A 25,466-nucleotide genomic window follows, 5' to 3' on the forward strand; every position below is an offset into this window, starting at 1 on the left:
GGGGGGTGGGGGGGGGGGGCACCTTTTTGGCTTCTCCCCCCCGCTGACCGCCTCGAGCACCCTTCACTCGGGTGCAACAGCGGGGATCCCTTCCCAGATGTACTTCGTGCTCGACCGACCCGCAGAGTAAAGCCGCTTCTTGAACGTGGCCGAGACGACGACCTTCAACTTGGCGTTGCCGTACTTCTTGGGAATCGACCAGCGCCAGACGTTCTCCGTCGTGTTCTTGACCGTGATGGTTCGAGAGTAGATCTGGGAGTACTTGTTGGCCCCTGTTTGCGCGAGGACTCTCCCGGTGGCGGTGATCGTTCGCATCTGAGAGTTGGACTTCGCGGCGAAGGTGATGCTCTTCGCGTAGTTCGTGCACGTCGGCGCGACGTAACATTTCTGGACTCGGGTGTGGCTCGACGTTGTCCAGGTCTTGGTGGCTGCCTCAGCGGGGACGGTAGTCCCTGCAGCCAGTAGGACCGAAACCAGCGCAATCACGCAAAACTTGAATGCCTTACTCATACCTTGACGTTACGCACAGCTCGCGAGCCTGGGCAAGTGTCAGGTACGACTCTTCGGAGGCAGGAACAACATCGCGACAGCGCCCGTGGCGCACACTCCTGCTACGAGCGCCTCCCTCTGCGCCACAGCGACGACAGCGCCGACGATGCACATCCCCATGACGATACGTCGCACCCGCGTCGCGTCCCAGGTCTTCACGACCTCAACACTAGCTGAGTAGGCCTCGATCCTTTCGCTGCCGACGGAGCTTGACGGCACGCCCGTGCCGGCGTATCAGGAGCCGCAGGCTGGAACGCTTCTGTTCTTCACTCCACCGGCTCGCGCAGCTGCGACGACGCCTCCGCCGACACGCGCGTGCTGGCGGGCCAGCCGGGCGGGGTGAGGGGAAGGGAGACGACGCGCTCCAGACGCACCGTCACCGTCCCGTCCACGACGCCCACCTGCACGGCGGAGACCTCCTCCCCCGCCAGGTAGTCACCGACCAGCGCCCGCGCCGACGCTGCGTCGAGCTCGACCCGCTGCTCGGCGTAGAAGGCGGCCTCGTCGAGACCGTCAGCCGCGGCCAGCGCGGCGCCGTCGGCCAGGTTCGCGACCTCCTGACGCTGCAGATAGGCCGCCGTCGCGTTCACCACCACCGTCAGCAGCAGCGCGACCAGTACCAGGAACCCGATCGTCATCACGGTCACGCTCCCCCGCTCGTCCGTGCGCCTCACCGGCCCTCCCGGAACGACCCGTACGGCTCGACGTGGGAGGAGTCGACCGCGACCCCACCGACCTGGTCGCCCAGCGCCGACGGCGTCAGCGGCAGGGGCTGCACCGTGCTCACCGACACCCGCACCGACGAGCCCGGCTGCAGGCACGAGGCAGGCGTCGGCAGGCACACCACCTCCACGTCGGCACTGACCCTCTGGTCGCCCAGCGCCACCGCTGCCGCGCGCTGCGCCCGCTGGGTCGCCGTCACCGTGTCCGGCGCCTGAACGTACGCCCGCGCCGCCGCCTTGCTCGCCGACGACACCGCGTACGCGGCCCGCTGCGCGTCGAACACCGCGATCATCACGTACACGAACGGCACCAGCAGCAGGATCGTCAGCCACACCAGCTCCACCGGCGCCGACCCCCGCTCGTCCCTCACGGCTCCACCTGCACCAGCGCCCGCCCGCGCACGTCGAGCGGCACCCCCGGACCCAGGACACCCAGCGCCGGCACCCTGGCCCGCACCCGCACGACGACCGCCGGTGCCCCGTCGACCGACGTCCGCGTCGCACTCACCGACCGCGCGAACCGGGCCGAGAGCGAGTCGGTGATCATCCGCCGCGCCCGCACCTCCGCGTCCTCGGGCGTCGCCCCCAGCGGCGCACCCGCCCGAGCCCCGTCCGACGCCGCCGCGGTCAGCGTGTTGCGCACGTGCAGCACCAGCCCGAGCTGCACGATCCCCAGCACCAACGGCACCAGCAGCACCATGACGAGCACGAAGTCGACCACCGCCGAGCCGCGCTCACGGCGCATCAGCGCACCGAGCTCAGCGCGTCGCGCAGCATGGCCGTCAGCTCCGGGCCGGCGACCGCCGTGAGCACCGCGACGAGTCCGGCGGACATGACGGTGATCATCACCCACCCCGGCACGTCACCCCGTTCGTCGTGCGGCGGCTCCAGCAGACGCGACCTCAGCCGCAGGGTCAGGGACGACATGACACCACTCCTTCAGCTCGACAGACGCAGGCCGACGAGGCCCGGATAGAATGCGAAGACGACCGTGACGGGCAGCACGAGGAAGACGACGGGGATCATCATGAGGATCTCCTTGCGCCCGCCCGACTCCATCAAGTCGCGGCGGGCGGACTCCCGGACATCGGCAGCCTGTGCGTGCAGCACGTCGACGAGCGGGGTGCCCCGGTCTACGGCCACCGCGAGTCCCTCGGCGAAGCGGGCGATGCTGGCGACGCCGGTGCGCGCGGCCAGGGCGTCGAACGCGGCCGGCACGGTGTGCCCGGTGCGGACGTCGGCGAGCACCTGGCCGAGCTCGTCGGCGAGCGCGCCACGCAGCACGCGCAGCACCCGGTCGAGCCCGGCGACAGGGCTCTCGCCCGCGGCGACGGCGAGCGCGAGCAGGTCGGCCACGGCGGGGAACTCCTCCGCGAGCCGCTCCTCACGTCGAGCCACCTGGGAGGTCAGGAACGAGTCACGGCCCAGCACCCCGCCCACGAGGCCCACGCCGCACAGCACCAGCAGCACCGTCGGCGAGCCGCCCGACGTGCTCCACACCATCACGGCCAGTGCTGCAGCCGCCGCGAAGCCCGCTGCACCCCACGCCACCTGCTGCACGCGGAACGCGTCGACGCCGTAGGGCGAGCCGAGCCGCACCAGCCGACGCTCGACGCTCGCCGTCCCGCCGGTGAGGCGCCCGACGAGGTCCGCGGCTGCACGCAGCCACGGGCCGTAGACCGCACCGACCGTGCTCGACGGTCGCGTTCGAGCGGGCAGGAGGTCGCTCAGGTACGGGTCGACCCGCATCGCCGGCGTCGGACGCCGGACCTGCCACCAGGCGACGACGACCAGCAGCAGCCCGACCGCCGCCGCGGCGCCCGCTGCTGCTCCCAGGAGCGTGGCCGTCATGCGAGCACCCGCCGTTCCTCCGGCAGCCGACCGAGCCACAGCATGAGCCGGTAGGCCACGACGCACACCACCGCGCCGCCCACCAGGACGACCGCGCCCGCGCCCGTCGCGTACCGCGCGACGACCGCGGGCTGCAGGCTCATGGCCGCGAGCACGATCCACGGGGCCGCGACGGCGAGGCGCGCCGCGTTGACCGTCCACGACTGGCGCGCCTCCAGCTCGCCCCGCGTCCGACCCTCCTCGCGCAGGAAGCCGGACAGCGCGCGCAGCATCCGGCCGAGGTCGCCACCGCCGACGTCGCGAGCGATCCGCAACGCCTCCACGACGCGGTCGCCAGTGGGGTCGGCCAGGCGCTGCTTCAACCGGTCGAGCGCGACGTCGAAGCGCCCCGTCGACTGGTAGTCGCGACCGAACCGCGCGAACGGCTCACGCAGACCCTCCGGCCCCCGCTCCCCCAGCTGCACGACCGCCTCGGGGAGCGACAGCCCCGCCCGCACGGCCGACGCGAGGTTGTCGACGGCGTCGGGCCACAGGTCGGCGTGCTCGCGTGCCCGACGTCGCGCACGTCCCCGCAGGGTCGCCACGGGCAGCAGCGCCGCGAGCGTCCCGAGGACGACACCGATCACCAGCACCCCCGACACCGCCGTCATCACCAGGCCGGCGACGACGAACGACCCGACGCACAGGGCCAGCAGCGCACCGGGCTCCACGTCGGACAGCCCGGCGCGGTCGAGCAGCTCTCGCACCCGACGTCGACCCGACGCCCTGCGCCGCGGCAGCGGCGCAACGAGCCACCACAGCACGAGCGCGACGCCGGCCCCGGCGCACAGACCGGTCAGCGCGGCCACGGTCCGTCTCCGTTCGCGGCGAGCACGGCGTCGAGGTCGATGCCGACGCGCGCGAACGCCTCGGTGCGCGACGGTCGCCCGTGACCACGCTGCAGCACGCCGCCGTCGCGCACGAACACCGTCTCGGACTCGATGTGCCCGTTCTCGACCCGTCCGCTGACCGCCGTGACCTCCTGGACCGCGCGCCGCCCGTCGGCGCCGAGCGCGGTGTGGACGACGAGGTCGATCGACGTCGCGACGGTCGGCACGACGAAGTCGCTGGTGATGTTCGCACCGGCGAGCAGCGGCAGCGTGCACAGCTTCGTGAGCGCCTGCCGCGCCGAGCTGGCGTGGACGCTGGCCATGCCGGGCAGCCCGGCGTTGAGGGCGAGCAGCATGTCGAGCGCCTCGGCCGAACGGACCTCGCCCACGACGATGCGGCTCGGCCGCATGCGCAGCGCCTCCTTCACCAGCATCCGCAGCGTCACCTCGCCCGTGCCCTCCAGGCCGGCCTGACGACACTGCAGCGCCACCCAGTCGGGGTGGCGGCCGCACTGCAGCTCGAACACCTCCTCGACGGTGATCAGCCGCTGCGACCCGGGGATCGCCGCCGCCAGACAGTTCAGCAGGGTCGTCTTGCCCGCCTGCGTCCCGCCGGACACCACGACGTTCAGCCCCGCCACGACGCTCGCCCGCAGGAACCGCGCGACGGCGGCGTCGATCGTCCCGAGCTCGACGAGGTCCTCCAACGAGTGTGCCCGCGCCACGAACTTGCGGACGTTGACGGCGCTGAACCCGCGCGCGATCCCGTCGAGCACCACGTGCAACCGGTGGCCACCCGGAAGCATCGCGTCGACGAACGGCTGCGACACGTCGAGCCGGCGCCCCGATGTCGACAGCATCCGCTCCACCAGCTCCCGCACCTGCGTGGCCGTGAGGATGACCGACGTCAGCTCGTGCCGACCCTCCCGCGCGACGAACACCCGGTCGGGCTCGTTGATCCACACCTCCTCGACCGTCGGGTCGTCCAGGAACGGCTGCAACGGCCCGAGCCCGGCCACGTCGGCCACGATCCCGCCGACCACCCGCTCAGGCTCCTCCAACGAGCGCACCGCCCCCGTCAACGACCGTCGCTCGTGCTCGGCCACCACCTCGTGCGCCACCTCGCGCACCGCATCGGCGTCCGTCTGAGGGTCGAGCCGCCGACGTCGCACCTGCTCGCGCACCCGCTCCGCGAGCGTCGCCTGCACCGGATCCACCACTGACCTGTCCCCCGAGAAGTCGTGTCGATGACCAGGACCATGACAAGAACGGCGCGATCTGTGAAGGGGCCGCCCGCCGAAACTGTGGACAAGTGGGACGGACGGACGGTCGCAACCCGCGTCAGGAGCCCCGCACCTCGTCGACGACGTCGCGGAGCAAGGTCGGGGTGACCTCGGCCGATGCGATCCGCGCGGCCACCCGTCCGCGGGTGTCGAGCACCCACGTACCCGGGACGGCCTGGACAGGGAGCACCTGGCTGAACCGCAGGGCAAGACGACTGTCGCGGTCGACCAAGGTCGGGTACCGGATCCCGAAACGCTCGTTGAAGGCTCGCGCAGCGGCAGGCGAGTCCCGCGCGAGAAGACCGATGAAGGCCACGTCCGACGGCGCCTCATCGGACACTTTTGCGAAGACCGGGGCCTCCTTGCGACAAGGAGCGCACCACGAGCCCCACCAGTTCACAACGACGACCTTGCCGCGGTAGCTGTCCAGGTCGACCGGTGCACCGTCGAGCGACTCCCCCTCGACGCCGTGGAGCACCTCGCGTTCGCTCGGGCGGAGGATGGTCACCCCCGCGCTCGCATCCCCGCTCTCAGCGCCCTCACAGCCCGACAGGAGCAGCGCGCACGCCGTCACCGCCACGACACTCGCCTTCACCTGCAACCTCCAGAAGGACGTCGACCCTGCTCCGCACGTTCGCTCGCCGTCACAGGGACTCTGCCAGCGAAGACTGCACGGCGACACACACCGCTCGTGAGGTGGTGTGTCCGCCCCAGGAGCGGATCGCGCTTCGGACGCTCACGCCGGCGCTGCCCCGGTCGTCACGTCGTGCAGTCACGGCTGGTCAAGCGTGTGATCGGTCACGTACAGTGGGAATCGGACTGCGGAAATGATCCGTTCGGGCTAGAGCGCAAGCGCCTGCAGTTCGGGAGCATGTCCTCTGGGAGTGGGGAGAAGTGGAAGACATGGTGACGACCACCCGCGTGGTGCAGCCGTCGTTCGACGACGACGCCCTCGTACCGCACGCCTACCTGCGCAGCCTCCTCGGCGAGGCCGCCGCCCTCCCCCCGCGCGAGGGACTCGCCGACGTCCTCGTGCTCGTCGTCGCAGCCGTCGAGGAGCGTGCCCTCACGCCCGAGGTCGCGTTCTCGCTCGGCCAGCAGCTGCGCCTCGTCATCGGTGCCCAGCCCGCCGACGGCGACCTCGACGCCCACCTCCTGCTCCACGCCCTGCTCTCGGAGCTGATCGAGGTCACCAGCCTCGTCGACGGCGTGCACCTCGACGACCTCGAGCCGCTCGTGCAGCACCTCGTCTCCGTCGGCGACCTCGCCGAGGCGCAGCGCACCACCCGCCTCGCCGACGCCACACGCGCCCGCGTCCGCGTGCTCGAGAGCAGCATCGCCGCCGACCTCGGCGCCGCCTGACCCGCACGCAGCCCGCTCACAGGAACCGCACAGGTTCCGCACGGACAGGCGACGGACAGGCCGTCCACACTGGACCCATGACCGCGCCCCTCACCCGCGCCGACGGCACGCCCCTGCGCGTCCTCGTCGTCGACGACGAGCCCAACATCGCCGAGCTGCTCATGATGGCGCTGCGCTACGAGGGCTGGGACGTGCGGACCGCCGCCACCGGACGCGAGGCCGTGTCCACCGCCCGCGACCACGCCCCCGACGTGATCGTGCTCGACTGGATGCTGCCCGACGTCGACGGTCTCGAGGTCCTGCGCCGCGTCCGCCAGCACGACGACCGCGTGCCCGTGCTGTTCCTCACCGCACGCGACGCCGTCGAGGACCGGGTCGCCGGGCTCACCGCGGGCGGCGACGACTACGTGACCAAGCCGTTCAGCCTCGAGGAGGTCGTCGCCCGCGTCCGCGCCCTCGTGCGCCGCACCGGTGTGCTCGAGCAGCGCTCCGACCACGTCGTCACCGTCGGCGACCTCACCCTCGACGAGGACAGCCGCGACGTCACCCGCGCGGGCACCTCCATCGAGCTCACCGCGACCGAGTTCGAGCTGCTGCGCTACCTCATGCGCAACCAACGTCGCGTGCTCAGCAAGGCGCAGATCCTCGACCGCGTGTGGAACTACGACTTCGGCGGTCAGGCCAACGTCGTCGAGCTCTACATCTCCTACCTGCGCAAGAAGATCGACGCCGGCCGCGAGCCGATGATCCACACCAAGCGCGGAGCCGGCTACGTGCTCAAGCCGGCCGAGACCGCATGAGCCTCACCCGCCGGCTCGTCCTGACCGTCGTCGTGCTCGTGGCCACGGCGAGCCTGCTGGTCGCCGCCGCCGCGACCCTGCTCATGCGCAGCTCGCTCACCGACCGGCTCGACGCGCAGCTCGCGCAGGCGATGGACCGCGCGAGCACCGAGGCACGCGGCAACCCGCTCGGCCCCGGGGGCAGACCCGGCGGGCCGGGCGGACGCGTCGACGTCGTGTGCGGGGAACGGCCCCGGCCACCGCTCGGGCAGGCCGCCGGCAGCCTCACCGCCGTGTACACCGCGGACTGCGGCAGCGGCGTGCAGATCACGGCCAGCGGGAGCCTGCGCGGCCTCTCCACCACCGCGCTGCAGAGCCTGGGCGAGGTCGAGGTCGACGAGAAGCCCCGCACCGTCGACCTCCCCGGCCTCGGGTCGGTGCGTGTCGCCGCCACCACCACCCCCGACGGCACCGTCGTCGTGCAGGGACTGCCCACCGACGACGTCGACCAGACCCTCACCCAGCTGCTCTGGTGGGAGGTGCTGCTCACCGTCGCCGGGGCTGCCGTCGCCGCGGGGGTCGGCGCTGCCCTCGTGCGTCGCCAGCTGCGCCCGCTGCGCGACGTCGCCGCCACCGCGCACGAGGTCTCGGCCCTCCCGCTCGACTCCGGCGAGGTCGGCCGCACGGCGCGCGTGCCCGACGCGCTCACCGACCCCGGCACGGAGGTCGGCCAGGTCGGTGAGGCGCTCAACCGGCTGCTCGGGCACGTCGAGGGTGCCCTGGACGCCCGCCACGAGAGCGAGCAGCAGGTGCGCCAGTTCCTCGCCGACGCGTCGCACGAGCTGCGCACCCCGCTCGCCACCATCCGCGGCTACGCCGAGCTCGGCCGCCGCACCGGCACCGACCAGCTCGCCAAGGTCGAGGAGGAGGCCGAGCGGATGTCGACCCTCGTCGACGACATGCTGCTGCTCGCCCGACTCGACGCCGGACGCCCGCTGGAGCGCGAGCCGGTCGACGTGAGCCGGCTCGTCGCCGAGGCCGTCGCCGACGCCCAGGTCGTCGACCGTGAGCGACGCTGGCGGCTCGCCCTGCCCGACGTCGCCGTGGAGGCGTCCGGCGACGCGATGCGGCTGCACCAGGCCGTCACGAACCTGCTGCGCAACGCCACCCGCCACACCCCGCCGGGCACCGAGGTGACCGCACGGGTCGAGACCGACGACGCCGAGGTGCGGGTCGAGGTGCACGACGACGGCCCCGGCCTCTCCCCCGACCTGCTGCCCGTGGTCTTCGAGCGGTTCACCCGCGGCGACTCCTCGCGCACCCGGGCGTCCGGCGGCGCCGGGCTCGGGACGTCGCTCGTCCGGGCGATCGCCGAGGCCCACGGCGGCCGGGTCGAGGTCGAGAGCCGTCCCGGCAGCACGACGTTCCGCATCACGCTGCCTCGCTCCTGAGTCGCGCCACCACTCACAGACGACCCACAGCGCGAGGAGACGAGCACCCCAGCGGCGCCGCCCAGCATCGACGTCATGCACCCGACGACGACGCTCCGCGCGACATCACGACCCGCCGAGCCACCCCACGCCCCGACCCAGCGCGACGCCGCCTCCCGACCCCTGGCCCGGCTCTGGCGCGGACGCCCCGAGGACCACCCCGCGGCGCGCCCCGCCCTGCTGCTCCTCCTGGCCGGCACCGCCGCCCTCTACCTGTGGGGGCTGGGCGCGTCCGGCTGGGCGAACTCGTTCTACTCCGCCGCCGCGCAGGCGGGCTCCGCGTCGTGGAAGGCGATGTTCTTCGCCTCCTCCGACGCGGCGAGCTCGATCACCGTCGACAAGACGCCGATGTCGCTGTGGGTGATGGCCCTGTCGGTGCGCCTCTTCGGCCTGTCGTCGTGGAGCATCCTCGTGCCGCAGGCGCTCATGGGCGTCGCGACGGTCTGGCTGCTGCACGGGACGGTGCGCCGGACCACCGGCAACGCCTGGGCCGGCCTCGCCGCCGGTCTCGTGCTCGCCCTGACGCCGGTGGCGACGCTGATGTTCAGGTTCAACAACCCCGACGCGCTGCTCGTGCTCCTCCTCGTGGGCGCGACGGCGGCGACGCTGCGCGCCCTGGAGGACCCCACGCGCGCGGTGCGCTGGCTCGCGCTCGCCGGCGTCCTCGTCGGGTTCGGCTTCCTCACGAAGATGCTGCAGGCCTTCCTCGTCCTCCCGGCGCTCGGCGGCGTCTACCTGCTCGCCGCCACCGTGCCGTTCTGGCGTCGGGTCGGGCACCTGCTGGTCGCGTTCGCCGCGATGGTCGTCGCCGGCGGCTGGTGGGTGCTGGCCGTCGAGCTGTGGCCGGCATCGAGCCGACCGTGGATCGGCGGCTCGCAGCACAACTCGATCCTGGAGCTGACGCTCGGCTACAACGGCCTCGGACGGCTGAACGGCGACGAGGTCGGCTCCGTCGGCGGCGGCGGTGGTGGCGCCGGCGGCGGCATGTGGGGCCAGACCGGCCTCACGCGGCTGTTCGACGCCGAGATCGGCGGTCAGGTGGCCTGGCTGCTCCCGGCGGCGCTGCTGCTGCTCGGGCTCGGCCTCTGGTTCGCGGTGCGTGCCGGCCGGGGCTGGCGGTCTGCGCCCCACACGGCGGGCCTCGTCGCCTGGGGTCTCTGGCTGCTGGTCACGGGCCTGACGTTCAGCCTGATGGCCGGCATCTTCCACGCCTACTACACGGTGGCGCTGGCTCCGGCGATCGGCGCGGTCATCGGCATCGGCGGTCATCTCCTCTGGCGTCACCGCACGGAGGCGGTGGCCGTCGTCGGGGCCGCGGCCGTGCTACTCGCGACGACGGCCATGGCGGTGGTGCTGCTGCGTCGTGCCGACGGGTTCCTGCCCTGGCTCGCGCCGACCGTCGCGGTCGCCGGCGTGCTCGTCACCGGCGCCATCCTCGCGCTGCCGGTCGTCCGGCGTCGACTCCCCTACCGCGCGGCGCGGCGCCTCGGTCTCGGTCTGGCCGGGGCAGCCGTGGTGACGATGCTGGCCGGGCCGGCCGTCTACGCGGTCGACACCGCCGCCTCGCCGCACACCGGCTCGATCCCGACCGCCGGGCCCGACACCGGTCGCGGTGGACCGGGCGGCTTCGGCGGCGGACGTCCCCCAGGCGGCTTCCCGGGAGGTCGCCCCGGCGCCACCGGCCAGCAGGGTGCGCCGCAGGGCGCGCCTCAGGGTCAGGGCTTCCCCCAGGGTCAGGGCTTCCCGCAGGGCCAGACCGGGTCCGCGACCGGACAGGGCAGGCCGAGCGGCGGCGCCGGCGCCGGCGGGCTGCTCGAGGGCCCGACGTCGTCGGCCGAGGTCGACGCCCTGCTCACCCGGGACGCCGACTCCTACACCTGGGTCGCGGCGGCAGTGGGCTCCAACAGCGCCGCCGGCTTCCAGCTGTCCACCGAGGAGCCGGTCATGGCGATCGGCGGCTTCAACGGTTCCGACCCCTCCCCCACCCTCAGCGAGTTCAAGCAGCTCGTCGCCGACGGTGAGGTCCACTGGTTCATCGCGGGTGGCGGACGCGGAGGCGGGCGTGGCGGGCCGGGCGCGAGCGGCAGCACGAGCACCGAGATCCAGGAGTGGGTCGAGGCGACGTTCACCGCCACGACCGTCGACGGCACGACGCTGTACGACCTGTCGGGCGGCGTGCAGTGAGCGCCGTGATGGAGCCGGCCACGTCGCCGGCGCGGCGGGTCGGCACGCTCGACGTCGTGATCCCGGTGTTCAACGAGGAGCGCAGCCTGGTGGCGTCCGTCGAGGCGGTCGTCGCGCACCTCGCGGCGCTGCCCCTCGCGTCCACCGTGACGGTGGCCGACAACGCCAGCACCGACGGCACCGGCGCGCTCGCCGACCAGCTCGCCGCGAGCCACCCCGGCGTCCGGGTCGTGCACCTGGAGGAGAAGGGGCGGGGTCGCGCGCTCAAGGCAGCATGGTCGAGCTCGGAGGCCGACGTCCTCGTCTACATGGACGTCGACCTCTCGACCGACCTGAACGCGCTGCTGCCGCTCGTGGCGCCCCTGCTCACCGGTCACTCCGACCTGGCCATCGGCAGCCGGCTCGCCCGGACGTCGCACACGGTGCGCGGACCTCGGCGCGAGATCGTCTCCCGCGGGTACAACTACCTGCTGCGTGGTGCGATGCGCGCCCGGTTCAGCGACGCCCAGTGCGGCTTCAAGGCGATCCGCCGCGACGTCGCCGACCGGCTCCTGCCGTTGGTGCACGACGACGCGTGGTTCTTCGACACCGAGCTGCTCGTCGTGGCCGAGCGGTCGGGGCTGCGCATCCACGAGGTGCCGGTCGACTGGGTCGACGACCCCGACAGCAGCGTCGACGTGCTCCGCACCGCCCTCGACGACCTGCGCGGCATGGCGCGGCTCGGCTGGTCGCTCGTCCGTGGTCGGGTACCGGTGGCCGAGGTCGCCGCGGAGCTCGGCCGCGTCTCGCGCCAGGGTGCGGCCGGCGGGCTCTCCGCCCAGCTGGCGGGCTTCGCCGTGGTCGGCGTGCTCTCGACCCTCGCCTTCGCCGCCCTCTACCTCGGGCTGCGCGGGCCGCTCGGCGCGCAGGGCGCGAACGTGGCGGCCCTGCTGCTCACGACCGTGGCGAACACCGCCGCCAACCGTCGGTTCACGTTCGGGGTGCGCGGCCCGGGCGGAGCCGCCGTGCACCAGCTCCAGGGACTCGTCGTGCTCGGTGCCGGCATCGTCGTGACGAGCGGTGCCCTCGGGCTGCTGCACGAGGTGGCGGGCACCCAACATCGAGGGCTCGAGGTCGTGGTGCTCACCGCGGCGAACCTGCTCGTCACGGTGGGCCGGTTCCTGCTCATGCGCGGGTGGATGTTCCGGCGGGGCGCGGCCAGGACCGGGTGAGCCGACCCGCCCCGGCGCGCGCGGTTGTCCCGCAACCAGCGATCCGCAAGGATCGACGTGTGATGCCGCGCTCCATCCGCCGTGCCCTGGTCGTGACGTCGGCCCTGCTCACCCTCGGGATCGTCGGGGTCGGGGCCGGGGTGGTCGGCGCCGGGCCGGCCGCGGCGGAGGAGCCCGTCGACGTCAGTGGACAGATCACCGACCGCGCCGACGCCCTCGGCAGCGACCGTCCGCAGGTCCAGGCGGCCCTCGACCGCTACTACCGCGACACCGGCCGTCAGTTGTTCGTCGTGTACGTGCGCACCTTCGACGGGCTCACCGGCGCCGAGTGGGCGACGCGCACCGCCGAGCGGTCCGGGCTGGGTCGCACCGACGTGCTGCTGGCGGTGGCGCTGGAGTCCCGGTCCTACGGGTACGACGCCGACAGCGACGAGCTCTCGGACGCCGACCTGGAGAAGGTCGACCGCGACTTCATCCTGCCCGCCCTGCGGGAGGACGACTGGGCCGGCGCGGCCACCGGGGCGGCGCGCGGACTCACCGAGGTCGACCGCGACACCGGCATCCCGTGGGGCTGGATCGTCGGCGGCACGGCCGTCGTGGCCGCCGGCGCCGCCTACGGCGTCCACCGCTCCCGCCGACGCTTCGACCACACGCATCCGGTGGTCGACGAGCACGGCCAGCCGGTCGATCCCGCGGCGATCCTCGACGACGAGGAGCTCGAGGCTGCCGTGGCCGAGGCCCTGGTGGAGGTCGACGACCTGCTGCAGACGGTGGCCCAGGAGGTGGGCTTCGCCGAGGCGCAGTTCGGCGAGGCCGCCGCTGCCGACGTCCGGCGCACGGTCGACGAGGGCCGGGCCACGCTGCGCGAGGCGTTCACGCTGCGTCAACGTCTCGACGACGCCGAGCCCGAGACCGACGCAGAGCGTCGGGTCCTGCTGTCGCGTGTGCTGCACCTGTGCGACACCGTCGACGACGCGCTCGACGCCCAGGTCGAGCGCCTCGACGCCCTGCGCGACCTGCAGACCCGCGCGCCCGAGGTGGCGGACACGCTGCAGCAGCGGCTCGACACGGTCGTCGCGCGCCTGGCGCCGACGTCGGACACCCTGCGCGCGCTGCAGGCCGAGCACGCGGGCAGCGCGCTGGCTGCCGTCTCGGGCAACGTCACCCGCGCGGAGTCGCTCACCCGCAGCGCCACCGAGCAGCTCAGCCAGGCCCGCGCCGCGCTCGGCGCCTCGGACCACGCCACCGCAGCCGTGCGGCTGCGCACCGCGGAGGAGGCCACCGGCCAGGCCGTCGCCCTCCTCGACGCCGTCGACACGGCGCGCGACGACCTCGCGCACGCCGCCGACACCGCCGACGACCTGCTGGCCCAGGTGACGGCCACCGTCTCGGCCGTGTCCACCTACGTCGAGACGCACCGGGGCGCCGTCGGCAGCACCGCACGCACGCGACTGTCGGAGGCGGCCCGCCTGCTCGACGCCGGACGGCAGGCCGTGGACCGTGACCCGGACGAGGCCACCCGGACGCTGGAGCGCGCTGCCGGGCTCGTCAAGGAGGCGCAGACGAGCGCCGAGGCCGACGTGGCCGCCTGGCGTGCGTCGTCGGCACCGAGCGACGACCTCTCCCTCGGCGGCATCCTCGGTGGCCTGGCCGTGGGGTCGGGCAGCCGTGGACGCGTCCGACGCTCTGGACGGACGACCCGCTCGAGCAGCCGCGCCGCCAGCCGCCGTACCCGTAGCCCCCGTTCCAGCAGCAGACGGACCCGTCGCAGCGGCGGCGGCCGGTTCTGACCCGAGACCAGCACACCCGCACGTCCCACCGGAAGAGAGAGCACCATGGCCCAGAAGCAGTCGATCCTCGGTCGCATCGCCCAGCTGACCCGCGCGAACGTGAACGCGATGCTGGACAAGGCCGAGGACCCCGAGAAGATGCTGGACCAGCTGGTCCGCGACTACACCAACAGCATCGCCGAGGCCGAGGACGCCGTGGCCCAGACGATCGGCAACCTGCGGCTCGCCGAGGCCGACCACGCCGAGGACGTCGCCGCCGCCAAGGAGTGGGGCGCGAAGGCGATCGCCGCGTCGCAGAAGGCCGACGCCCTGCGCACCGCCGGTCAGCCGTCCGAGGCCGACCGCTTCGACCAGCTCGCCAAGGTCGCGCTCGGCAAGCAGATCGGGTTCGAGAACGAGGCCAAGTCGGCCGCCCCCGCGATCGCCCAGCAGAACGAGACGGTCGAGAAGCTCAAGACCGGGCTGGTCACCATGCGCAGCCGGCTCGACGACCTCAAGACCCGTCGCGACCAGCTCGTCGCGCGCCAGAAGACGGCCGCGGCACAGGCCCAGGTGCAGCAGGCAGTGGGCTCCATCAACGTCCTCGACCCCACGAGCGAGCTCTCCCGCTTCGAGGAGAAGGTGCGGCGCGAGGAGGCCCGCGTGGCCGGGCACGCCGAGCTGCAGTCCTCGAGCCTCGACGCGCAGTTCGAGGAGCTGGAGGCCGACACGACGCAGCTCGAGATCGAGGCGCGCCTCGCGGAGCTGAAGGGCCAGCTCGGGACGTCGTCGGCGCCTCAGGTCGAGTCCGCGCCCGAACAGCCCGCCTCCTGAGTCCAGAACTGCAAGGATGACGCCATGAAGATCAACGAGACCCACTCCTACGGCGACGCCGACGTCGAGGCCGTGTTCGGCCTCATCTCCAGCGAGGCGTTCCGCACCGAGGCCGCCGAGGACGCCGGCGCGCGCGACATCGACGTCGACGTCACCGAGTCCGGCGGGGCCGTGACGATCACGATCGTGCGCGCCCAGCCGGCCGAGATGCCCGACTTCGTCAAGAAGCTCACCGGCGACACCGTGAAGGTCAAGCAGACCGAGAAGTGGAGCCCGCCGGCGTCCGACGGCAGCCGCAAGGCCGACGTCAAGGTCAGCATCATCGGCCAGCCCGCCGAGATGCTGGGCACGGCCGTCCTGGAGGCCAAGGGTGGTGGCACCTCGTTCACCGTCACCGGCGACGTGACCGTGAAGATCCCGTTCATCGGCAAGAAGATCGAGCCCGAGGTCGCCAAGGCCATCAAGGGATCGCTCAAGGGCGAGGTCGAGCTGGGCAAGAGCCGGCTCTGATCCCGCGGCCGCGACGCATCCGCGCTCGCTGCGCGAGGGCCCCCGACCGGCGCGGTCGGGGGCCCTGCTGCGTCCTGCGCGGCTCAGCCGAGCAGGCCGAGGACCGTCTCCAGCTCCTGCGGCGCGTACCAGGCGAGGTTCCCGCTGCCGTCGGCGTCGAGATGCAGCGCCTCCACGTCGGCGAGGGTCACGTCGGCGGTCGACCCGTCCGGGGTCTGCGCCACCTCGGCCACGACGACGACCGGGCCGTCCTCGGCCGCAGCCTCCAGCGCCTCGAGCTCGTGCTGCTCGTCGTCGGACTCCGCCGCGACGACCTCGCCGTCCAGCGGGCTGCCGTCGCGCAGGGCCCGCAGCCTCTCGGCGTCGACGCCCACCCACACCCGCACGCTCATGCCTTCCTCGGGTTCTGCCGACCACGCGGGGCCCGGCCCCGTCGCGGGCCCACCGTCTCGACGAGCTCCTCGAGAGCCTCCTCGATGCACTGGCCCAGCACGTCGACGTCGGGCACGGCCTCGCGGTCGGCGACGATCCCGAAGAACACGCCGCCGTGGTACGACGTGACCCCGATGGACAGCACCCGCTGGTCGATGAGCGGGATGGCCGGGTACACCTCGGCCACCTGCTCGCCCGCCATGTAGACGGGCTCCTGGGGGCCGGGCACGTTGGTGATGGTCAGGTGGTGCCCCCGCGACGTCTCGGCGGCGGCGACCCGGGCGCCCACCGCGTGGAACGTCGAGGTGGCGAAGCCGGGCAGGCTGGCGAGCTGGTTGGCGGCGACGGCTGACCCGGTCTCGCGGTGGTCCTTCAGCGCGTACGACACCTGGTGCAGGCGCACGACGGGGTTCGTCTCGCCGACCGGCAGCGACAGCAGGTGCCCGCGCACCTTGGAGCCGAGCGAGGTCGGGAGGCCGTCGTCGGCGGCGACCGACATCGGCACCATGGCGCGGAAGCTGGTCTTGGCCGTGACCGGCTCGGCGCGGGTCAGCATCCAGCCGCGGATGCCGCCGGTGATCACGGCGAGCACGACGTCGTTCACCGTGCCGCCGTGCTGGTCGCGCACCCGACGGTACTCGTCGAGGCAGGTGGAGACGGTCGTGAACCGGCGGTGGCGCGACAGCGTGCCGGACAGCACGCCACGCTGCGACGGGGCGCCCGCCCCCACCACGGGCAGGTGCCGCGCGACGCGTCCGACGTTCATCTCGGCGATCCGCAGGGCCTCGCCCGGGTGGCGCACGTTGCGCTCGAGCGTGGCGGCGACGACGCCCAGCGGCCCCGGCCGCGGCCGCGGGTTCCAGTCCTCGTGCGGGATGTCGCGGACCCGGTCGGTCTCCTCCAGGAGCACCTGCGCGAGGTCGATCGTCTCCGAGCCGTCGACGAGCGCCTGGTGCGCCTTGAACAGCAGCGCCACGCTGCCGTCCTCCAGGCCCTCGATGAGGTAGAGCTCCCAGAGCGGTCGGTCGAGGTCGAGGCGACGGGCCACGAGACGTCCGACCAGCTCGTGGAGCGCGTCGCGCGTGCCCGGCCGGGGCAGGGCGGAGCGCCGCACGTGCAAGGAGATGTCGAAGTCCTCGTCGTCGGTCCACAGCGGCGTGCCCAGGGCGCCCGGCACCTTGCTCGGCACCTGGCGGTAGCGCGGGACGATGTCGAGGCGCTCGTTGATGACGCCGATGAGCCGGTCGTAGGTGAGGGAGCCACCGGGCTCCAGGATCGCCAGCGAGGCGATCTGGCGGGGCACGTCCGGGCTGTCCAGGTTCAGGAACATCGCGTCCAGAGGACTCAGGCGCTGCATCTCACTCCTCGCAGATCCCGACGAACCTACCACCGGTACCGACGTCCGGCGTGCGGCGTGGTTCACGTCGTGGATGCGGTGAGCGTCACGGGACGGACCCGGGTCACGAGCGTCGCCAGCGTCCGGACGGAGGCGACGAGCGCCGACCTCGGGTCGACCTCCGCGAGGGTCGCGCCGCGCAGCGCGGCGGTGTCGACGGTGGGCCCGTCCTGGGGCAGCGCGACGAGCGGGCGGACCCCGGCGAGCCGGTGCACGGTCGAGGCCAGCTGCTCCACGCTCCACCCGATCGAGTCGCGCACCTGGTTGAGCACGACGACCGGCTCGTCGGGTACCACGTCGCGCAGGTCGTGCAGACCCCGCACCAGACGGGTCAGCCCGACGGGGTCGGCCCGGCCCACCACGACCACCACGTCGGCCACCGTCAGCGCCGTGACGGTGGCCTGGTCGCGGCCTCCGCCCGGACCGTCGGGTGCCTCCAGGCAGGAGGCGACGTCGACGACGACGGTGTCGTGCGTGTCGGCCAGCTGCCGCAGCACCCGCTCGAGCGCAGCCGACCGCACGTGCACCCACATGTCCGGCCGGGGCAGCCCGGTGAGCACGCCGAGGCCCTCCCGAACGACCTGCAGGTGGGCCGGGACCTGCTCCTCGTGGCCCTGGTTCGCCACCCGGCAGGCCGCCATCAGGCCCGACACCTCGTCGAGCAGGCCGAGCTGCTGCGCCTGTGCGCCGCCGTAGGTGTCGGCGTCGACGAGCACGCAGCGCCGGCCGTCGCGGGCCATCGCGTCGGCCAGCGCGAGCGCGACGGTGCTGCGCCCCGGTGCGCCCGACGGGCCCCAGACCGTCACGACGAGGCCGGCACGCGGCTCCTCCCCCTCGGCGCCCTCAACCAGCCCGTCGACCGGCCCGTCCGGGACGGGTCGGTCACCCCGGCTGACCTGGACGGTCCGCAGCGCCGACACGACGTCGTCGCCCGCCCCGACGGCGTCGGTGCCGAGAGCGGACGCGCGGTCGGCGGGGCCGAGACCCACCACGCGCACGCCTGCAGCACGCACGGCACGGACGGCCTCGACGTCGAGCCCGGGAGCCGACAGGTCGACCGCCGCCACCGCGACGTCGCCCGTCTGCGCGACGGCGATGAGCTCCGCGACGTCGACGCAGCGACGCACGAGCTGCAGGTCCGGCGCAGCCTCCAGGGCCCGCACGGCCGCCGCCTCCCAGCCCGCCCCGGCCGCGGCCAGGACGACCCGACGTGTCGCGGAGGAGGTCACGAGCGCCGCACGATCGTCACGTGACCGGACGTCAACCGGGCCAGCGTGGCACCGTCGAGGTCGGGTCCGACGTCGACGAGCACGGTGCGTGCCCCGCCGGTGGCCCCGACCGCCCCGGCCCGGACGACCGCGACGCCCTCGAGCAGCAGTCGCGCTGGGCCGGCGTCCGTCGCGGCGGTGTCGCCGTCGGGCGACGGCCCGACCCAGACGTCGACCCGCTCCCCGGCGCGCAGGTCGTCGGGCGCCGCCCCGAGTGCGACGGACAACGGCAGCTCGACAGTGGCCGTCGTGCCGTCGGCGACCAGGTCGGCGCGGCCGACGAGGGCGCCCTCCGCCCCGGCCCGGGACCACTGCAGCGTCTCGAGCCGACCGGGGAGCTCCTGGTCGGTGCGCAGCAGCGCGTCGGCCGCGTCGCCGTCGACCCGGGCGCGGGTCTCGACGAGGTCGCCGCGTCGGACCGGCTCGCCGGCCTCGACGTCACGCGCGAGCGCCCAGTAGGGCTCGGTGTCGTCGGCGGCCGCCACCACGGATGCTCCGAGCACCGTCGCGCCCAGCACCAGCAGCACTCCCAGGACGAGGCGCGGGTCGGTCCAGGGCTGCTGCCGCAGTCGCGCGGCCGGCCCTCCCGAGGCCCCGGCCGGTACCGCACCCGTCCTGCTGTCCTCGCCACCTGGCCGTGGCCCCCGCCCGATCACCATGGCCCGTTTCTACTGCGATGGCAGCGATGTCGTCCAGCAACGGGGTGTGGATCGGGACGTCCGTCCACAGGCTCGGGACCGTCACGGCCCGTGACACCAGGCCGTGGGAGCATGGGCCCATGTCCGACGCGACTCCTCGCTTCCTCACCCTCGCCGACGTGGCCGAGGTGCTGAACGTGACGGTGCGCCAGGTGTACGCGCTCGTGCGCTCGGGCGAGCTGAAGGGCATCCAGATCGGTGGCCGCAACCAGTGGCGGGTCGAGAACGACCAGCTGGAGGACTACATCCGCCGTCAGTACGCGCGCGCCGAGCAGGCCGTCGCCGAGCTGTCGGACGCCGACCTCGCGGACCAGACCGACGACGTCACACGCTGACGCTGCCCGGCACTGCCCCGCCCAGCACAGCACCGCCCGGCACAGCACTGCCGGCTGGTGATCACCGGCCGAGCGTGACGACCGCGAGAGCCCGCAGCGGCACGAGCAGGTCGCGCTCGGCGGTCCGCAGCACCACGGCTCCTTCGACGACCCGCGTCACGTGGGCGCGGAGCGTGGCACCGTCGGTCCTGACCACCCGGACCTCGTCGCCGTCGTCGCGCAGCCGGCGCAGCACGTGCGGCCAGCCCAGGCGCGCGTCGACCGGGGACGGAGCCGGGGCGCGCCCGTCGGCGCGCACCCCGGTCACCGCGTCGATCGCGACCACGTGCTCGACACCACCGGCGTCGAGGCGCACGAGCCGGTCGTTCGCGAAACCGACCTGACCGGCCAGCCGGCCCGCGCCCAGCAGCTCCAGCTCGACGTGCCCGCCGAGGAACGAGCGCCACGGCGTCCGGGACCACTCCTCGTCGCGCAGCTCGGCCACCAGGGCGTCGCGCTCGAGGAGCGCGTCGTCCTCGAGCGACGCCTCGAGCTCGGCGAAGAGACGCTCCCAGCGCATGGCAGCACCGTACCCCCGTCCCGTCCGGCGGCTCGCCTGTGCACCACGCCTTGACCCAGCGCGACTTCCGTTCTTCGATGTCGTCAAACGTCATCAAACGTCAGGAAACAGCATCATGCGTCTTCGGTGGTCCGGTCACCTGTGCTGGCTCGTCTCGATCGTCGTGCTCCTCGCACGAGGACCGCTCGTCGAGCGGACCGTCGCGGGGGTGGGCGCGAGGTCGTTCCCGACGGCCCTCACGTCCCTCCTCGAGCTCGCCCTGCTCTCGGTCGCGGCGTGGGCCGCGGTGGTGCTGGGTCTCGCACTCGTCGGCGGCCGGGCGACCGTCGTCGCGGCGCGGCTGCTGCCCCGCGCCATCCGGGGCGCGCTGGTGGCCGGGGTCGTCACGACGTTGTCGGTCGGCACCGCGCACGCCGCTCCCTCGTCCTCCCCCGACCCGACGCCCCCCGACCCGAAGGCCGCCGCCTCGACGCTCGACGGTCTCGTCCTGCCCGACCGCCCCACGTCGGGCGCCGACGCCGCTGCGTCGGCGGTACCGCCCGCGCGGCCGGCCCCCGACACGGTGGTGGTGGCTCCCGGCGACTCGCTGTGGAGCATCGCAACAGCGCGCTCGGGACCCCGCGCGACCGCCGCGGACATCGCCGCGTCGACCGAGCGGTGGTACCGGGAGAACCACGACGTGGTCGGTCCCGACCCGGACCTGCTGCAGCCCGGTCAGCGCCTCACCGCACCGCGGGAGTCCGCATGAGGACGTCGACGGAGCTCCGCTCCCCCGCACGCTTCGTCACCGACGAGGACGCGCTGCCGGCGCAGCTCCCGCTGCCGCTGCCCGGCTCGCCCACCTCGGTCGTGCCGGTCCCGCGGACCCGCGACGGGGAGGAGCTGACCCGACAGCTGCGGGCACCGCTCGCCCGGTTCATGCGAGGGGTGACCGAGGTGCTGTGCGGCGGGCGTCCGGCACGGCAGCTCTCGGCCTGGATGACACCCGACGCGCACCGCGCCCTCGTGACCGCGCTCGTGCGACAGGGCCGCGTCCCGACCCGCCACGACCGGCGTCCCGCGGGCGGTCGGCTCGCGTCGGTGCACCTCTCGGTGGTGAGCGAGCGCGCCGTCGAGGTCACGGGCCGCATGGTCCACCGGGGACGCTCGCACGCGATCGCCGTCCGCCTGGAGCTCGTCACCTCACCCCGTGGCCGCGCGGTCTGGACCTGCACCGCGCTCGAGTGGGCCTGACACTCGAGTGGGCCTGAGACTGGGGCGTACGGAGTAGCCGCACGACGAAGGGCCCGCACCGCCGTGGCGGTGCGGGCCCTTCGGCCGGGTCAGCGGTTGCGCTTGCGCGACTGGCGGGCGGCCTTGGACTTCTGCCGTGCCTTCGACTTCTGGTTGGCCTGGCGCTGCTTGTCGCCGACGGGCTCGTCGGCCTCGCTGTGCACCTCGACGTCGCCGTCCTCCGACGGGGCGGAGTAGGACAGCTTCTGCTCGCCCTTCGGCTCCAGGCCCTTGGCCTGCAGGTGCGGGTGCTCCTCGTCGTCGGCCGGGGTCTCCTCGACCTGGACGTCGAGGTTGAACAGGAAGCCGACGGACTCCTCGGCGATGCCGTCCATCATGGCGCTGAACAGCTCGTAGCCCTCGCGCTGGTACTCCACCAGCGGGTCGCGCTGGGAGTAGGCACGCAGGCCGATGCCCTCGCGCAGGTAGTCCATCTCGTAGAGGTGCTCGCGCCACTTGCGGTCGAGGACGCTGAGCACCACGCGACGCTCCAGCTCGCGCGTGACCGGCGCGCCGAGCTCCTCCTCGCGACGGTCGTACGCGGTCAGCGCGTCGGCCGTGATCGTCTCGACGAGCGACTCGCGCGACAGGGCCTCACGGCCGCCCGCCTCCTCCTCGACCTCCTCGATCGTCAGCGACACCGGGTAGAGCGTCCTCAGCGCGGTCCACAGCTGCTCGAGGTCCCACTGCTCGGGGAAGCCCTCGGTGGCGCCGGTCACGTAGCCCGTGACGGTGTCGGTGATCATCGTGCGCACCTGGTCCTCCAGGTCGGCGCCCTCGAGCACCTTGCGCCGCTCGCCGTAGATGACCTCGCGCTGACGGCTCATCACGTCGTCGTACTTGAGGATGTTCTTGCGGGTCTCGAAGTTCTGCGCCTCGACCTGCGTCTGGGCCGACGCGATCGCGTTCGTGACGCGCTTGTTCTCGATCGGCACGTCGTCCGGGATCTTCATCGTCTGCAGGACCCAGTTGACCCAGTCGGCCTTGAACAGGCGCATCAGGTCGTCCTCGAGCGACAGGTAGAAGCGGGTCTCGCCCGGGTCGCCCTGACGTCCGGACCGGCCGCGCAGCTGGTTGTCGATCCGTCGGGACTCGTGCCGCTCGGTGCCGATGACGGCGAGGCCGCCGGCGGCCTGCACGGCCTCCTTCTCCTCGGCGACCTGCGCCTCGATGCGCTCCAGCGTCGCCGGCCAGGCGGCCGAGTACTCCTCGGCGTTCTCGAGCGGGTCGAGACCCTGCTTGCGCAGCTCGGCGTCGGCCAGGAACTCGACGCTGCCGCCGAGCATGATGTCGGTGCCTCGACCGGCCATGTTGGTGGCGACGGTGACGGCGCCGCGGTGACCGGCGACGGCGACGATCGCGGCCTCGCGCTCGTGCTGCTTGGCGTTGAGGACCTCGTGCGGGATGCCGCGCTTCTTCAGCAGCTTGGACAGCCGCTCGCTCTTCTCGACGCTCGTGGTGCCGACCAGGATCGGCTGGCCCGTGGCGTGGCGCTCCTCGATGTCGGCGACGACGGCGTCGAACTTCGCCGCCTCGGTGCGGTACACGAGGTCGGGCTGGTCGATGCGCGCGACCGGCTTGTTGGTCGGGATCGGGACGACGCCGAGCTTGTAGGTCTTGTCGAACTCGCTCGCCTCGGTCATGGCCGTACCGGTCATGCCGCCGAGCTTGTCGTAGAGCCGGAAGTAGTTCTGCAGCGTGATGGTGGCGAGCGTCTGGTACTCCTCGCGGATCCGCACGCCCTCCTTCGCCTCGATGGCCTGGTGCAGGCCCTCGTTGTAGCGACGTCCGTCGAGGATGCGTCCGGTGTGCTCGTCGACGATGATCACGTTGCCGTCGATGACGACGTAGTCCTTGTCGCGCTTGAACAGCTCCTTGGCCTTGATGGCGTTGTTGAGGAAGCTGATCAGCGGCGTGTTGACCGCGTCGTAGAGGTTGTCGATGCCGAGCTGGTCCTCGACCTTGTCGATGCCCTCCTCGGTGACGGAGACGGTGCGCTTCTTCTCGTCGACCTCGTAGTGGGTGTCGATGCTCATCGCGCCGACGATCCGGGCGAACTCGCCGTACCACTTGACCTCGTCCTCGGTGGGGCCCGAGATGATGAGCGGCGTGCGCGCCTCGTCGATGAGGATGGAGTCGACCTCGTCGACGATGGCGAAGTTGTGGCCGCGCTGGACGCAGGCCGCGATGTCGTCGGCCATGTTGTCGCGCAGGTAGTCGAAGCCGAACTCGTTGTTCGTGCCGTAGGTGATGTCGCACGCGTAGGCGTCGCGACGCTCCGGGGGCGTCATGTTCGGCAGGATCATGCCGACGCTCAGGCCCAGGTAGGTGTAGACGCGACCCATCCACTCGGCGTGGTAGCGCGCCAGGTAGTCGTTGACCGTGATGACGTGGACGCCCTTGCCCGACAGCGCGTTGAGGTAGCTGGGCAGGGTCGCGACGAGGGTCTTGCCCTCACCGGTCTTCATCTCGGCGATGTTGCCGAGGTGCAGCGCGGCGCCGCCCTGCACCTGCACGTCGAAGTGCCGCTGCCCGAGCACGCGGCTCGCGGCCTCGCGCACCGTCGCGAACGCCTCCGGCATGAGGTCGTCGAGGGTCTCCCCCTGGTCGAGCCGCTCCCGGAACTCCGCGGTCATGCCGCGGAGCTCGTCCTCGCTCATCGCGCGGAACTCGTCCTCGAGGGCGTTGACCTGCTTCGAGATCGCGGCGAGCTGACGAAGGATCTTGCCTTCGCCGGCGCGGAGGATCTTGTCGATGACCTTGGGCACGGTGGACGCACTCCTGAGTTGGTGAGACGGACCTCTCGCAGTGTATGCCGCGGGACCAGCACGGCGGGCACGGGTGGCGCGCCGAGGGCTACACGAACGTGCGGACGTCCGCCGCGAGGTCGCCGCGCTCGCCGACCTGGACGCTGCCGAGGCCCAGCCAGCGGGCCATCGTACGCAGCTCCTCGGCCAGCTCCGCCGCGGTGTCCGCCGGGGCGGCGGGCTCCGACCACGCGCCGTGGACGACGAGCGTGCCGCGCGCACGGTCCGCCTTCAGGTCGACCCGCGCGACGATCGCGTCGCCCAGCAGGAACGGCAGCACGTAGTAGCCGTACTCGCGCTGCGCCTCGGGCACGTAGATCTCGATGCGGTAGCGGAAGCCGAAGAGGCGCTCGGTGCGCTCACGCTCGAAGACGAGCGGGTCGAAGGGGCTCAGCAGCGTCCGGGCGCGCACGGCGCGGGGTCGCGCGGCCTCGTGGTGCAGCCACGCGGGCCGGTCCCACCCCTGCACGCGCACGGGCAGCAGCACGCCGGCGTCGGCGAGGTCCTCGACCGCGGCGCGGGTCGGCTCCGGTGCCGACCGGAAGTAGTCGCGCAGGCACGGGACGGTCGCGACGCCGTGAGCGCGGGCCGCGTGCTCGACCATCACGCGGTGCGCCTCGGCCTCGTCGAGGGCCGGCCGCGCGAGGACGTCGGCCGGGATGACCCGCTCCGGCAGGTCGTACTCGCGCTCGAACTGCGCCGTGCGACGCGCCGACGTCAGCTGTCCGCCGTGGAAGAGGAACTCGAGGGCGTTCTTGGTGGCCGTCCAGTTCCATCCCCAGTGCGAGCGGTCGCGCACGCGCTCCTCGCCGAGGGCGGCGTCGACCTGGCGCGCGGTGAGCGGCCCGTGCTCGGCCACGTGCGCCAGCACGGCGTCGACGAGCTCCGGCTGCTCGCGCGCGACGCGGTCGGGTCCGCCCCAGAGCCCGCGCCGCGACGCCATCCGGTGCTGCATGGCGGGCCACAGGTCGACGTCGACGAAGGTGGCGACGTGCGCCCAGTACTCGAACATGAGCCGCGGCGACCGGCCGGCCGCACGGTGGAACAGCTCGAGGTCGTAGGGCCCGCACCGGGAGTACAGCGGCAGGTGGTGGGCACGCTGGAGCACGTTGACCGAGTCGATCTGGAAGAACCCGAGCCGGCGCAGCGTGCTGCGCAGGTGGGGACGCCCGACGGCGGCCGGACGCGCGCGGGTGAAGCCCTGGGCGGCGAGGGCGACCCGCCGGGCCTGCAGCGTGGTGAGACGTTCGGTCACGTCGAGCATCCTGCCCGGCGGCACCGACACC

General features: G+C 73.1%; 27 protein-coding genes. 11 read left to right on the forward strand and 16 right to left on the reverse strand.

All coding sequences use genetic code 11. The features are described 5' to 3' along the window. Positions 1 to 63: 63 nt before the first annotated feature. From AC3WRM_RS12075 to AC3WRM_RS12115, 9 genes are all read right to left on the reverse strand, one after another. Complete coding sequence (locus tag AC3WRM_RS12075; RefSeq protein ID WP_492246968.1) at positions 64 to 510, reverse strand: hypothetical protein; 447 nt, start codon at positions 508 to 510, stop codon at positions 64 to 66. 305 nt (positions 511 to 815) lie between these two features. Beyond that, a complete protein-coding gene (locus AC3WRM_RS12080) occupies positions 816 to 1,196 on the reverse strand; it encodes a pilus assembly protein TadG-related protein (RefSeq protein ID WP_492246969.1) in 381 nt (126 codons plus the stop codon). Positions 1,197 to 1,219: 23 nt separating this feature from the next. Then, positions 1,220 to 1,642 (reverse strand): hypothetical protein, encoded by a 423-nt coding sequence (locus tag AC3WRM_RS12085; RefSeq protein WP_492246970.1) that lies wholly within the window; start codon positions 1,640 to 1,642, stop codon positions 1,220 to 1,222. After that, a complete protein-coding gene (locus AC3WRM_RS12090; RefSeq protein ID WP_492246971.1) occupies positions 1,639 to 2,016 on the reverse strand; it encodes a TadE/TadG family type IV pilus assembly protein in 378 nt (125 codons plus the stop codon). Before AC3WRM_RS12090 ends, AC3WRM_RS12085 begins: the two co-directional genes overlap by 4 nt. Continuing rightward, the gene (locus tag AC3WRM_RS12095) at positions 2,016 to 2,198 is read right to left on the reverse strand and encodes a hypothetical protein (RefSeq protein ID WP_286689669.1); all 183 of its coding nucleotides are present in this window, start codon (positions 2,196 to 2,198) and stop codon (positions 2,016 to 2,018) included. Before AC3WRM_RS12095 ends, AC3WRM_RS12090 begins: the two co-directional genes overlap by 1 nt. 12 nt (positions 2,199 to 2,210) lie before the next feature. Next, positions 2,211 to 3,122 (reverse strand): type II secretion system F family protein, encoded by a 912-nt coding sequence (locus tag AC3WRM_RS12100; RefSeq protein WP_492246972.1) that lies wholly within the window; start codon positions 3,120 to 3,122, stop codon positions 2,211 to 2,213. Then, on the reverse strand, positions 3,119 to 3,970 hold the full coding sequence (locus AC3WRM_RS12105; protein ID WP_492246973.1) for a type II secretion system F family protein: 852 nt from the start codon (positions 3,968 to 3,970) through the stop codon (positions 3,119 to 3,121). Before AC3WRM_RS12105 ends, AC3WRM_RS12100 begins: the two co-directional genes overlap by 4 nt. Then, positions 3,958 to 5,208: a TadA family conjugal transfer-associated ATPase gene (locus tag AC3WRM_RS12110; protein ID WP_492246974.1), complete on the reverse strand. Its 1,251-nt coding sequence runs from the start codon at positions 5,206 to 5,208 to the stop codon at positions 3,958 to 3,960. Before AC3WRM_RS12110 ends, AC3WRM_RS12105 begins: the two co-directional genes overlap by 13 nt. Before the next feature lie 124 nt (positions 5,209 to 5,332). Continuing rightward, positions 5,333 to 5,782, reverse strand: a complete 450-nt coding sequence (locus tag AC3WRM_RS12115; RefSeq protein ID WP_492246975.1) for a TlpA family protein disulfide reductase — start codon at positions 5,780 to 5,782, stop codon at positions 5,333 to 5,335. Positions 5,783 to 6,177: 395 nt separating this feature from the next. Between AC3WRM_RS12115 and AC3WRM_RS12120 the strand changes: the two genes are divergently transcribed. The 8 genes from AC3WRM_RS12120 (at position 6,178) to AC3WRM_RS12155 (ending at position 15,413) form a co-directional block, all read left to right on the forward strand. Next, the gene (locus tag AC3WRM_RS12120; RefSeq protein WP_492246976.1) at positions 6,178 to 6,636 is read left to right on the forward strand and encodes a hypothetical protein; all 459 of its coding nucleotides are present in this window, start codon (positions 6,178 to 6,180) and stop codon (positions 6,634 to 6,636) included. A gap of 77 nt (positions 6,637 to 6,713) precedes the next feature. After that, positions 6,714 to 7,436 (forward strand): response regulator transcription factor, encoded by a 723-nt coding sequence (locus AC3WRM_RS12125; RefSeq protein ID WP_492246977.1) that lies wholly within the window; start codon positions 6,714 to 6,716, stop codon positions 7,434 to 7,436. Further along, a complete protein-coding gene (locus AC3WRM_RS12130; protein WP_492246978.1) occupies positions 7,433 to 8,866 on the forward strand; it encodes a sensor histidine kinase in 1,434 nt (477 codons plus the stop codon). Before AC3WRM_RS12125 ends, AC3WRM_RS12130 begins: the two co-directional genes overlap by 4 nt. A gap of 75 nt (positions 8,867 to 8,941) precedes the next feature. Then, complete coding sequence (locus AC3WRM_RS12135; RefSeq protein ID WP_492246979.1) at positions 8,942 to 11,089, forward strand: glycosyltransferase family 39 protein; 2,148 nt, start codon at positions 8,942 to 8,944, stop codon at positions 11,087 to 11,089. A gap of 8 nt (positions 11,090 to 11,097) precedes the next feature. Further along, on the forward strand, positions 11,098 to 12,300 hold the full coding sequence (locus AC3WRM_RS12140) for a bifunctional glycosyltransferase family 2/GtrA family protein (RefSeq protein WP_492247082.1): 1,203 nt from the start codon (positions 11,098 to 11,100) through the stop codon (positions 12,298 to 12,300). A gap of 62 nt (positions 12,301 to 12,362) precedes the next feature. Then, positions 12,363 to 14,090, forward strand: a complete 1,728-nt coding sequence (locus AC3WRM_RS12145; protein ID WP_492247083.1) for a TPM domain-containing protein — start codon at positions 12,363 to 12,365, stop codon at positions 14,088 to 14,090. Between the two features lie 45 nt (positions 14,091 to 14,135). Continuing rightward, a complete protein-coding gene (locus AC3WRM_RS12150; RefSeq protein WP_492246980.1) occupies positions 14,136 to 14,903 on the forward strand; it encodes a PspA/IM30 family protein in 768 nt (255 codons plus the stop codon). Between the two features lie 24 nt (positions 14,904 to 14,927). Then, positions 14,928 to 15,413 carry a DUF2505 domain-containing protein gene (locus AC3WRM_RS12155; RefSeq protein ID WP_492246981.1) on the forward strand — a complete coding sequence of 162 codons (486 nt, stop codon included), beginning with the start codon at positions 14,928 to 14,930 and terminating at the stop codon, positions 15,411 to 15,413. Positions 15,414 to 15,496: 83 nt separating this feature from the next. Here the strand turns inward: AC3WRM_RS12155 and AC3WRM_RS12160 are convergent, their stop codons facing one another. The 4 genes from AC3WRM_RS12160 to AC3WRM_RS12175 all read right to left on the reverse strand — a co-directional run bounded on the left by AC3WRM_RS12160 (position 15,497) and on the right by AC3WRM_RS12175 (position 19,168). Further along, a complete protein-coding gene (locus AC3WRM_RS12160; protein WP_492246982.1) occupies positions 15,497 to 15,805 on the reverse strand; it encodes a hypothetical protein in 309 nt (102 codons plus the stop codon). Further along, positions 15,802 to 17,202, reverse strand: a complete 1,401-nt coding sequence (locus AC3WRM_RS12165; protein WP_492246983.1) for a WS/DGAT/MGAT family O-acyltransferase — start codon at positions 17,200 to 17,202, stop codon at positions 15,802 to 15,804. Before AC3WRM_RS12165 ends, AC3WRM_RS12160 begins: the two co-directional genes overlap by 4 nt. A 62-nt stretch (positions 17,203 to 17,264) precedes the next feature. Continuing rightward, complete coding sequence (locus AC3WRM_RS12170; protein ID WP_492246984.1) at positions 17,265 to 18,470, reverse strand: CpaE/TadZ family protein; 1,206 nt, start codon at positions 18,468 to 18,470, stop codon at positions 17,265 to 17,267. Further along, positions 18,467 to 19,168: a hypothetical protein gene (locus AC3WRM_RS12175; RefSeq protein WP_492246985.1), complete on the reverse strand. Its 702-nt coding sequence runs from the start codon at positions 19,166 to 19,168 to the stop codon at positions 18,467 to 18,469. Before AC3WRM_RS12175 ends, AC3WRM_RS12170 begins: the two co-directional genes overlap by 4 nt. 119 nt (positions 19,169 to 19,287) lie before the next feature. Between AC3WRM_RS12175 and AC3WRM_RS12180 the strand changes: the two genes are divergently transcribed. Next, complete coding sequence (locus AC3WRM_RS12180; RefSeq protein WP_492246986.1) at positions 19,288 to 19,542, forward strand: helix-turn-helix domain-containing protein; 255 nt, start codon at positions 19,288 to 19,290, stop codon at positions 19,540 to 19,542. A gap of 61 nt (positions 19,543 to 19,603) precedes the next feature. On the opposite strand, the gene AC3WRM_RS12185 is transcribed toward AC3WRM_RS12180, so the two are convergent. Beyond that, on the reverse strand, positions 19,604 to 20,101 hold the full coding sequence (locus tag AC3WRM_RS12185; protein WP_492246987.1) for a hypothetical protein: 498 nt from the start codon (positions 20,099 to 20,101) through the stop codon (positions 19,604 to 19,606). 115 nt (positions 20,102 to 20,216) lie between these two features. On the opposite strand from AC3WRM_RS12185, the gene AC3WRM_RS12190 reads away from it, so the two are divergent. After that, entirely contained in the window at positions 20,217 to 20,849 is a 633-nt protein-coding gene (locus AC3WRM_RS12190; RefSeq protein ID WP_492246988.1) for a LysM peptidoglycan-binding domain-containing protein, read from the forward strand. Next, positions 20,846 to 21,334 (forward strand): Rv3235 family protein, encoded by a 489-nt coding sequence (locus AC3WRM_RS12195; protein WP_492246989.1) that lies wholly within the window; start codon positions 20,846 to 20,848, stop codon positions 21,332 to 21,334. Before AC3WRM_RS12190 ends, AC3WRM_RS12195 begins: the two co-directional genes overlap by 4 nt. An 89-nt stretch (positions 21,335 to 21,423) precedes the next feature. Here the strand turns inward: AC3WRM_RS12195 and secA are convergent, their stop codons facing one another. Together secA and AC3WRM_RS12205 are read right to left on the reverse strand one after the other, a co-directional pair. Next, a complete protein-coding gene (gene secA, locus AC3WRM_RS12200) occupies positions 21,424 to 24,141 on the reverse strand; it encodes a preprotein translocase subunit SecA (protein WP_492246990.1) in 2,718 nt (905 codons plus the stop codon). 88 nt (positions 24,142 to 24,229) lie between these two features. Then, positions 24,230 to 25,435, reverse strand: a complete 1,206-nt coding sequence (locus AC3WRM_RS12205) for a winged helix-turn-helix domain-containing protein (protein ID WP_492246991.1) — start codon at positions 25,433 to 25,435, stop codon at positions 24,230 to 24,232. Positions 25,436 to 25,466: the final 31 nt, after the last annotated feature.

It is taken from the genome of Aeromicrobium sp. EU05-FHT14F07 (genome assembly GCF_058790455.1).

Excerpts from the sequence above, each read along its gene's own strand:
- AC3WRM_RS12075 (WP_492246968.1), bottom strand. The coding sequence starts at position 510 with ATGAGTAAGGCATTCAAGTTTTGCGTGATTGCGCTGGTTTCGGTCCTA.
- AC3WRM_RS12090 (WP_492246971.1), bottom strand. The coding sequence starts at position 2,016 with ATGCGCCGTGAGCGCGGCTCGGCGGTGGTCGACTTCGTGCTCGTCATG.
- AC3WRM_RS12095 (WP_286689669.1), bottom strand. The coding sequence starts at position 2,198 with ATGTCGTCCCTGACCCTGCGGCTGAGGTCGCGTCTGCTGGAGCCGCCG.
- AC3WRM_RS12100 (WP_492246972.1), bottom strand. The coding sequence starts at position 3,122 with ATGACGGCCACGCTCCTGGGAGCAGCAGCGGGCGCCGCGGCGGCGGTC.
- AC3WRM_RS12120 (WP_492246976.1), top strand. The coding sequence starts at position 6,178 with ATGGTGACGACCACCCGCGTGGTGCAGCCGTCGTTCGACGACGACGCC.
- AC3WRM_RS12125 (WP_492246977.1), top strand. The coding sequence starts at position 6,714 with ATGACCGCGCCCCTCACCCGCGCCGACGGCACGCCCCTGCGCGTCCTC.
- AC3WRM_RS12130 (WP_492246978.1), top strand. The coding sequence starts at position 7,433 with ATGAGCCTCACCCGCCGGCTCGTCCTGACCGTCGTCGTGCTCGTGGCC.
- AC3WRM_RS12135 (WP_492246979.1), top strand. The coding sequence starts at position 8,942 with ATGCACCCGACGACGACGCTCCGCGCGACATCACGACCCGCCGAGCCA.
- AC3WRM_RS12140 (WP_492247082.1), top strand. The coding sequence starts at position 11,098 with ATGGAGCCGGCCACGTCGCCGGCGCGGCGGGTCGGCACGCTCGACGTC.
- AC3WRM_RS12145 (WP_492247083.1), top strand. The coding sequence starts at position 12,363 with ATGCCGCGCTCCATCCGCCGTGCCCTGGTCGTGACGTCGGCCCTGCTC.
- AC3WRM_RS12150 (WP_492246980.1), top strand. The coding sequence starts at position 14,136 with ATGGCCCAGAAGCAGTCGATCCTCGGTCGCATCGCCCAGCTGACCCGC.
- AC3WRM_RS12155 (WP_492246981.1), top strand. The coding sequence starts at position 14,928 with ATGAAGATCAACGAGACCCACTCCTACGGCGACGCCGACGTCGAGGCC.
- AC3WRM_RS12160 (WP_492246982.1), bottom strand. The coding sequence starts at position 15,805 with ATGAGCGTGCGGGTGTGGGTGGGCGTCGACGCCGAGAGGCTGCGGGCC.
- AC3WRM_RS12165 (WP_492246983.1), bottom strand. The coding sequence starts at position 17,202 with ATGCAGCGCCTGAGTCCTCTGGACGCGATGTTCCTGAACCTGGACAGC.
- AC3WRM_RS12175 (WP_492246985.1), bottom strand. The coding sequence starts at position 19,168 with ATGGTGATCGGGCGGGGGCCACGGCCAGGTGGCGAGGACAGCAGGACG.
- AC3WRM_RS12180 (WP_492246986.1), top strand. The coding sequence starts at position 19,288 with ATGTCCGACGCGACTCCTCGCTTCCTCACCCTCGCCGACGTGGCCGAG.
- AC3WRM_RS12185 (WP_492246987.1), bottom strand. The coding sequence starts at position 20,101 with ATGCGCTGGGAGCGTCTCTTCGCCGAGCTCGAGGCGTCGCTCGAGGAC.
- AC3WRM_RS12190 (WP_492246988.1), top strand. The coding sequence starts at position 20,217 with ATGCGTCTTCGGTGGTCCGGTCACCTGTGCTGGCTCGTCTCGATCGTC.
- AC3WRM_RS12195 (WP_492246989.1), top strand. The coding sequence starts at position 20,846 with ATGAGGACGTCGACGGAGCTCCGCTCCCCCGCACGCTTCGTCACCGAC.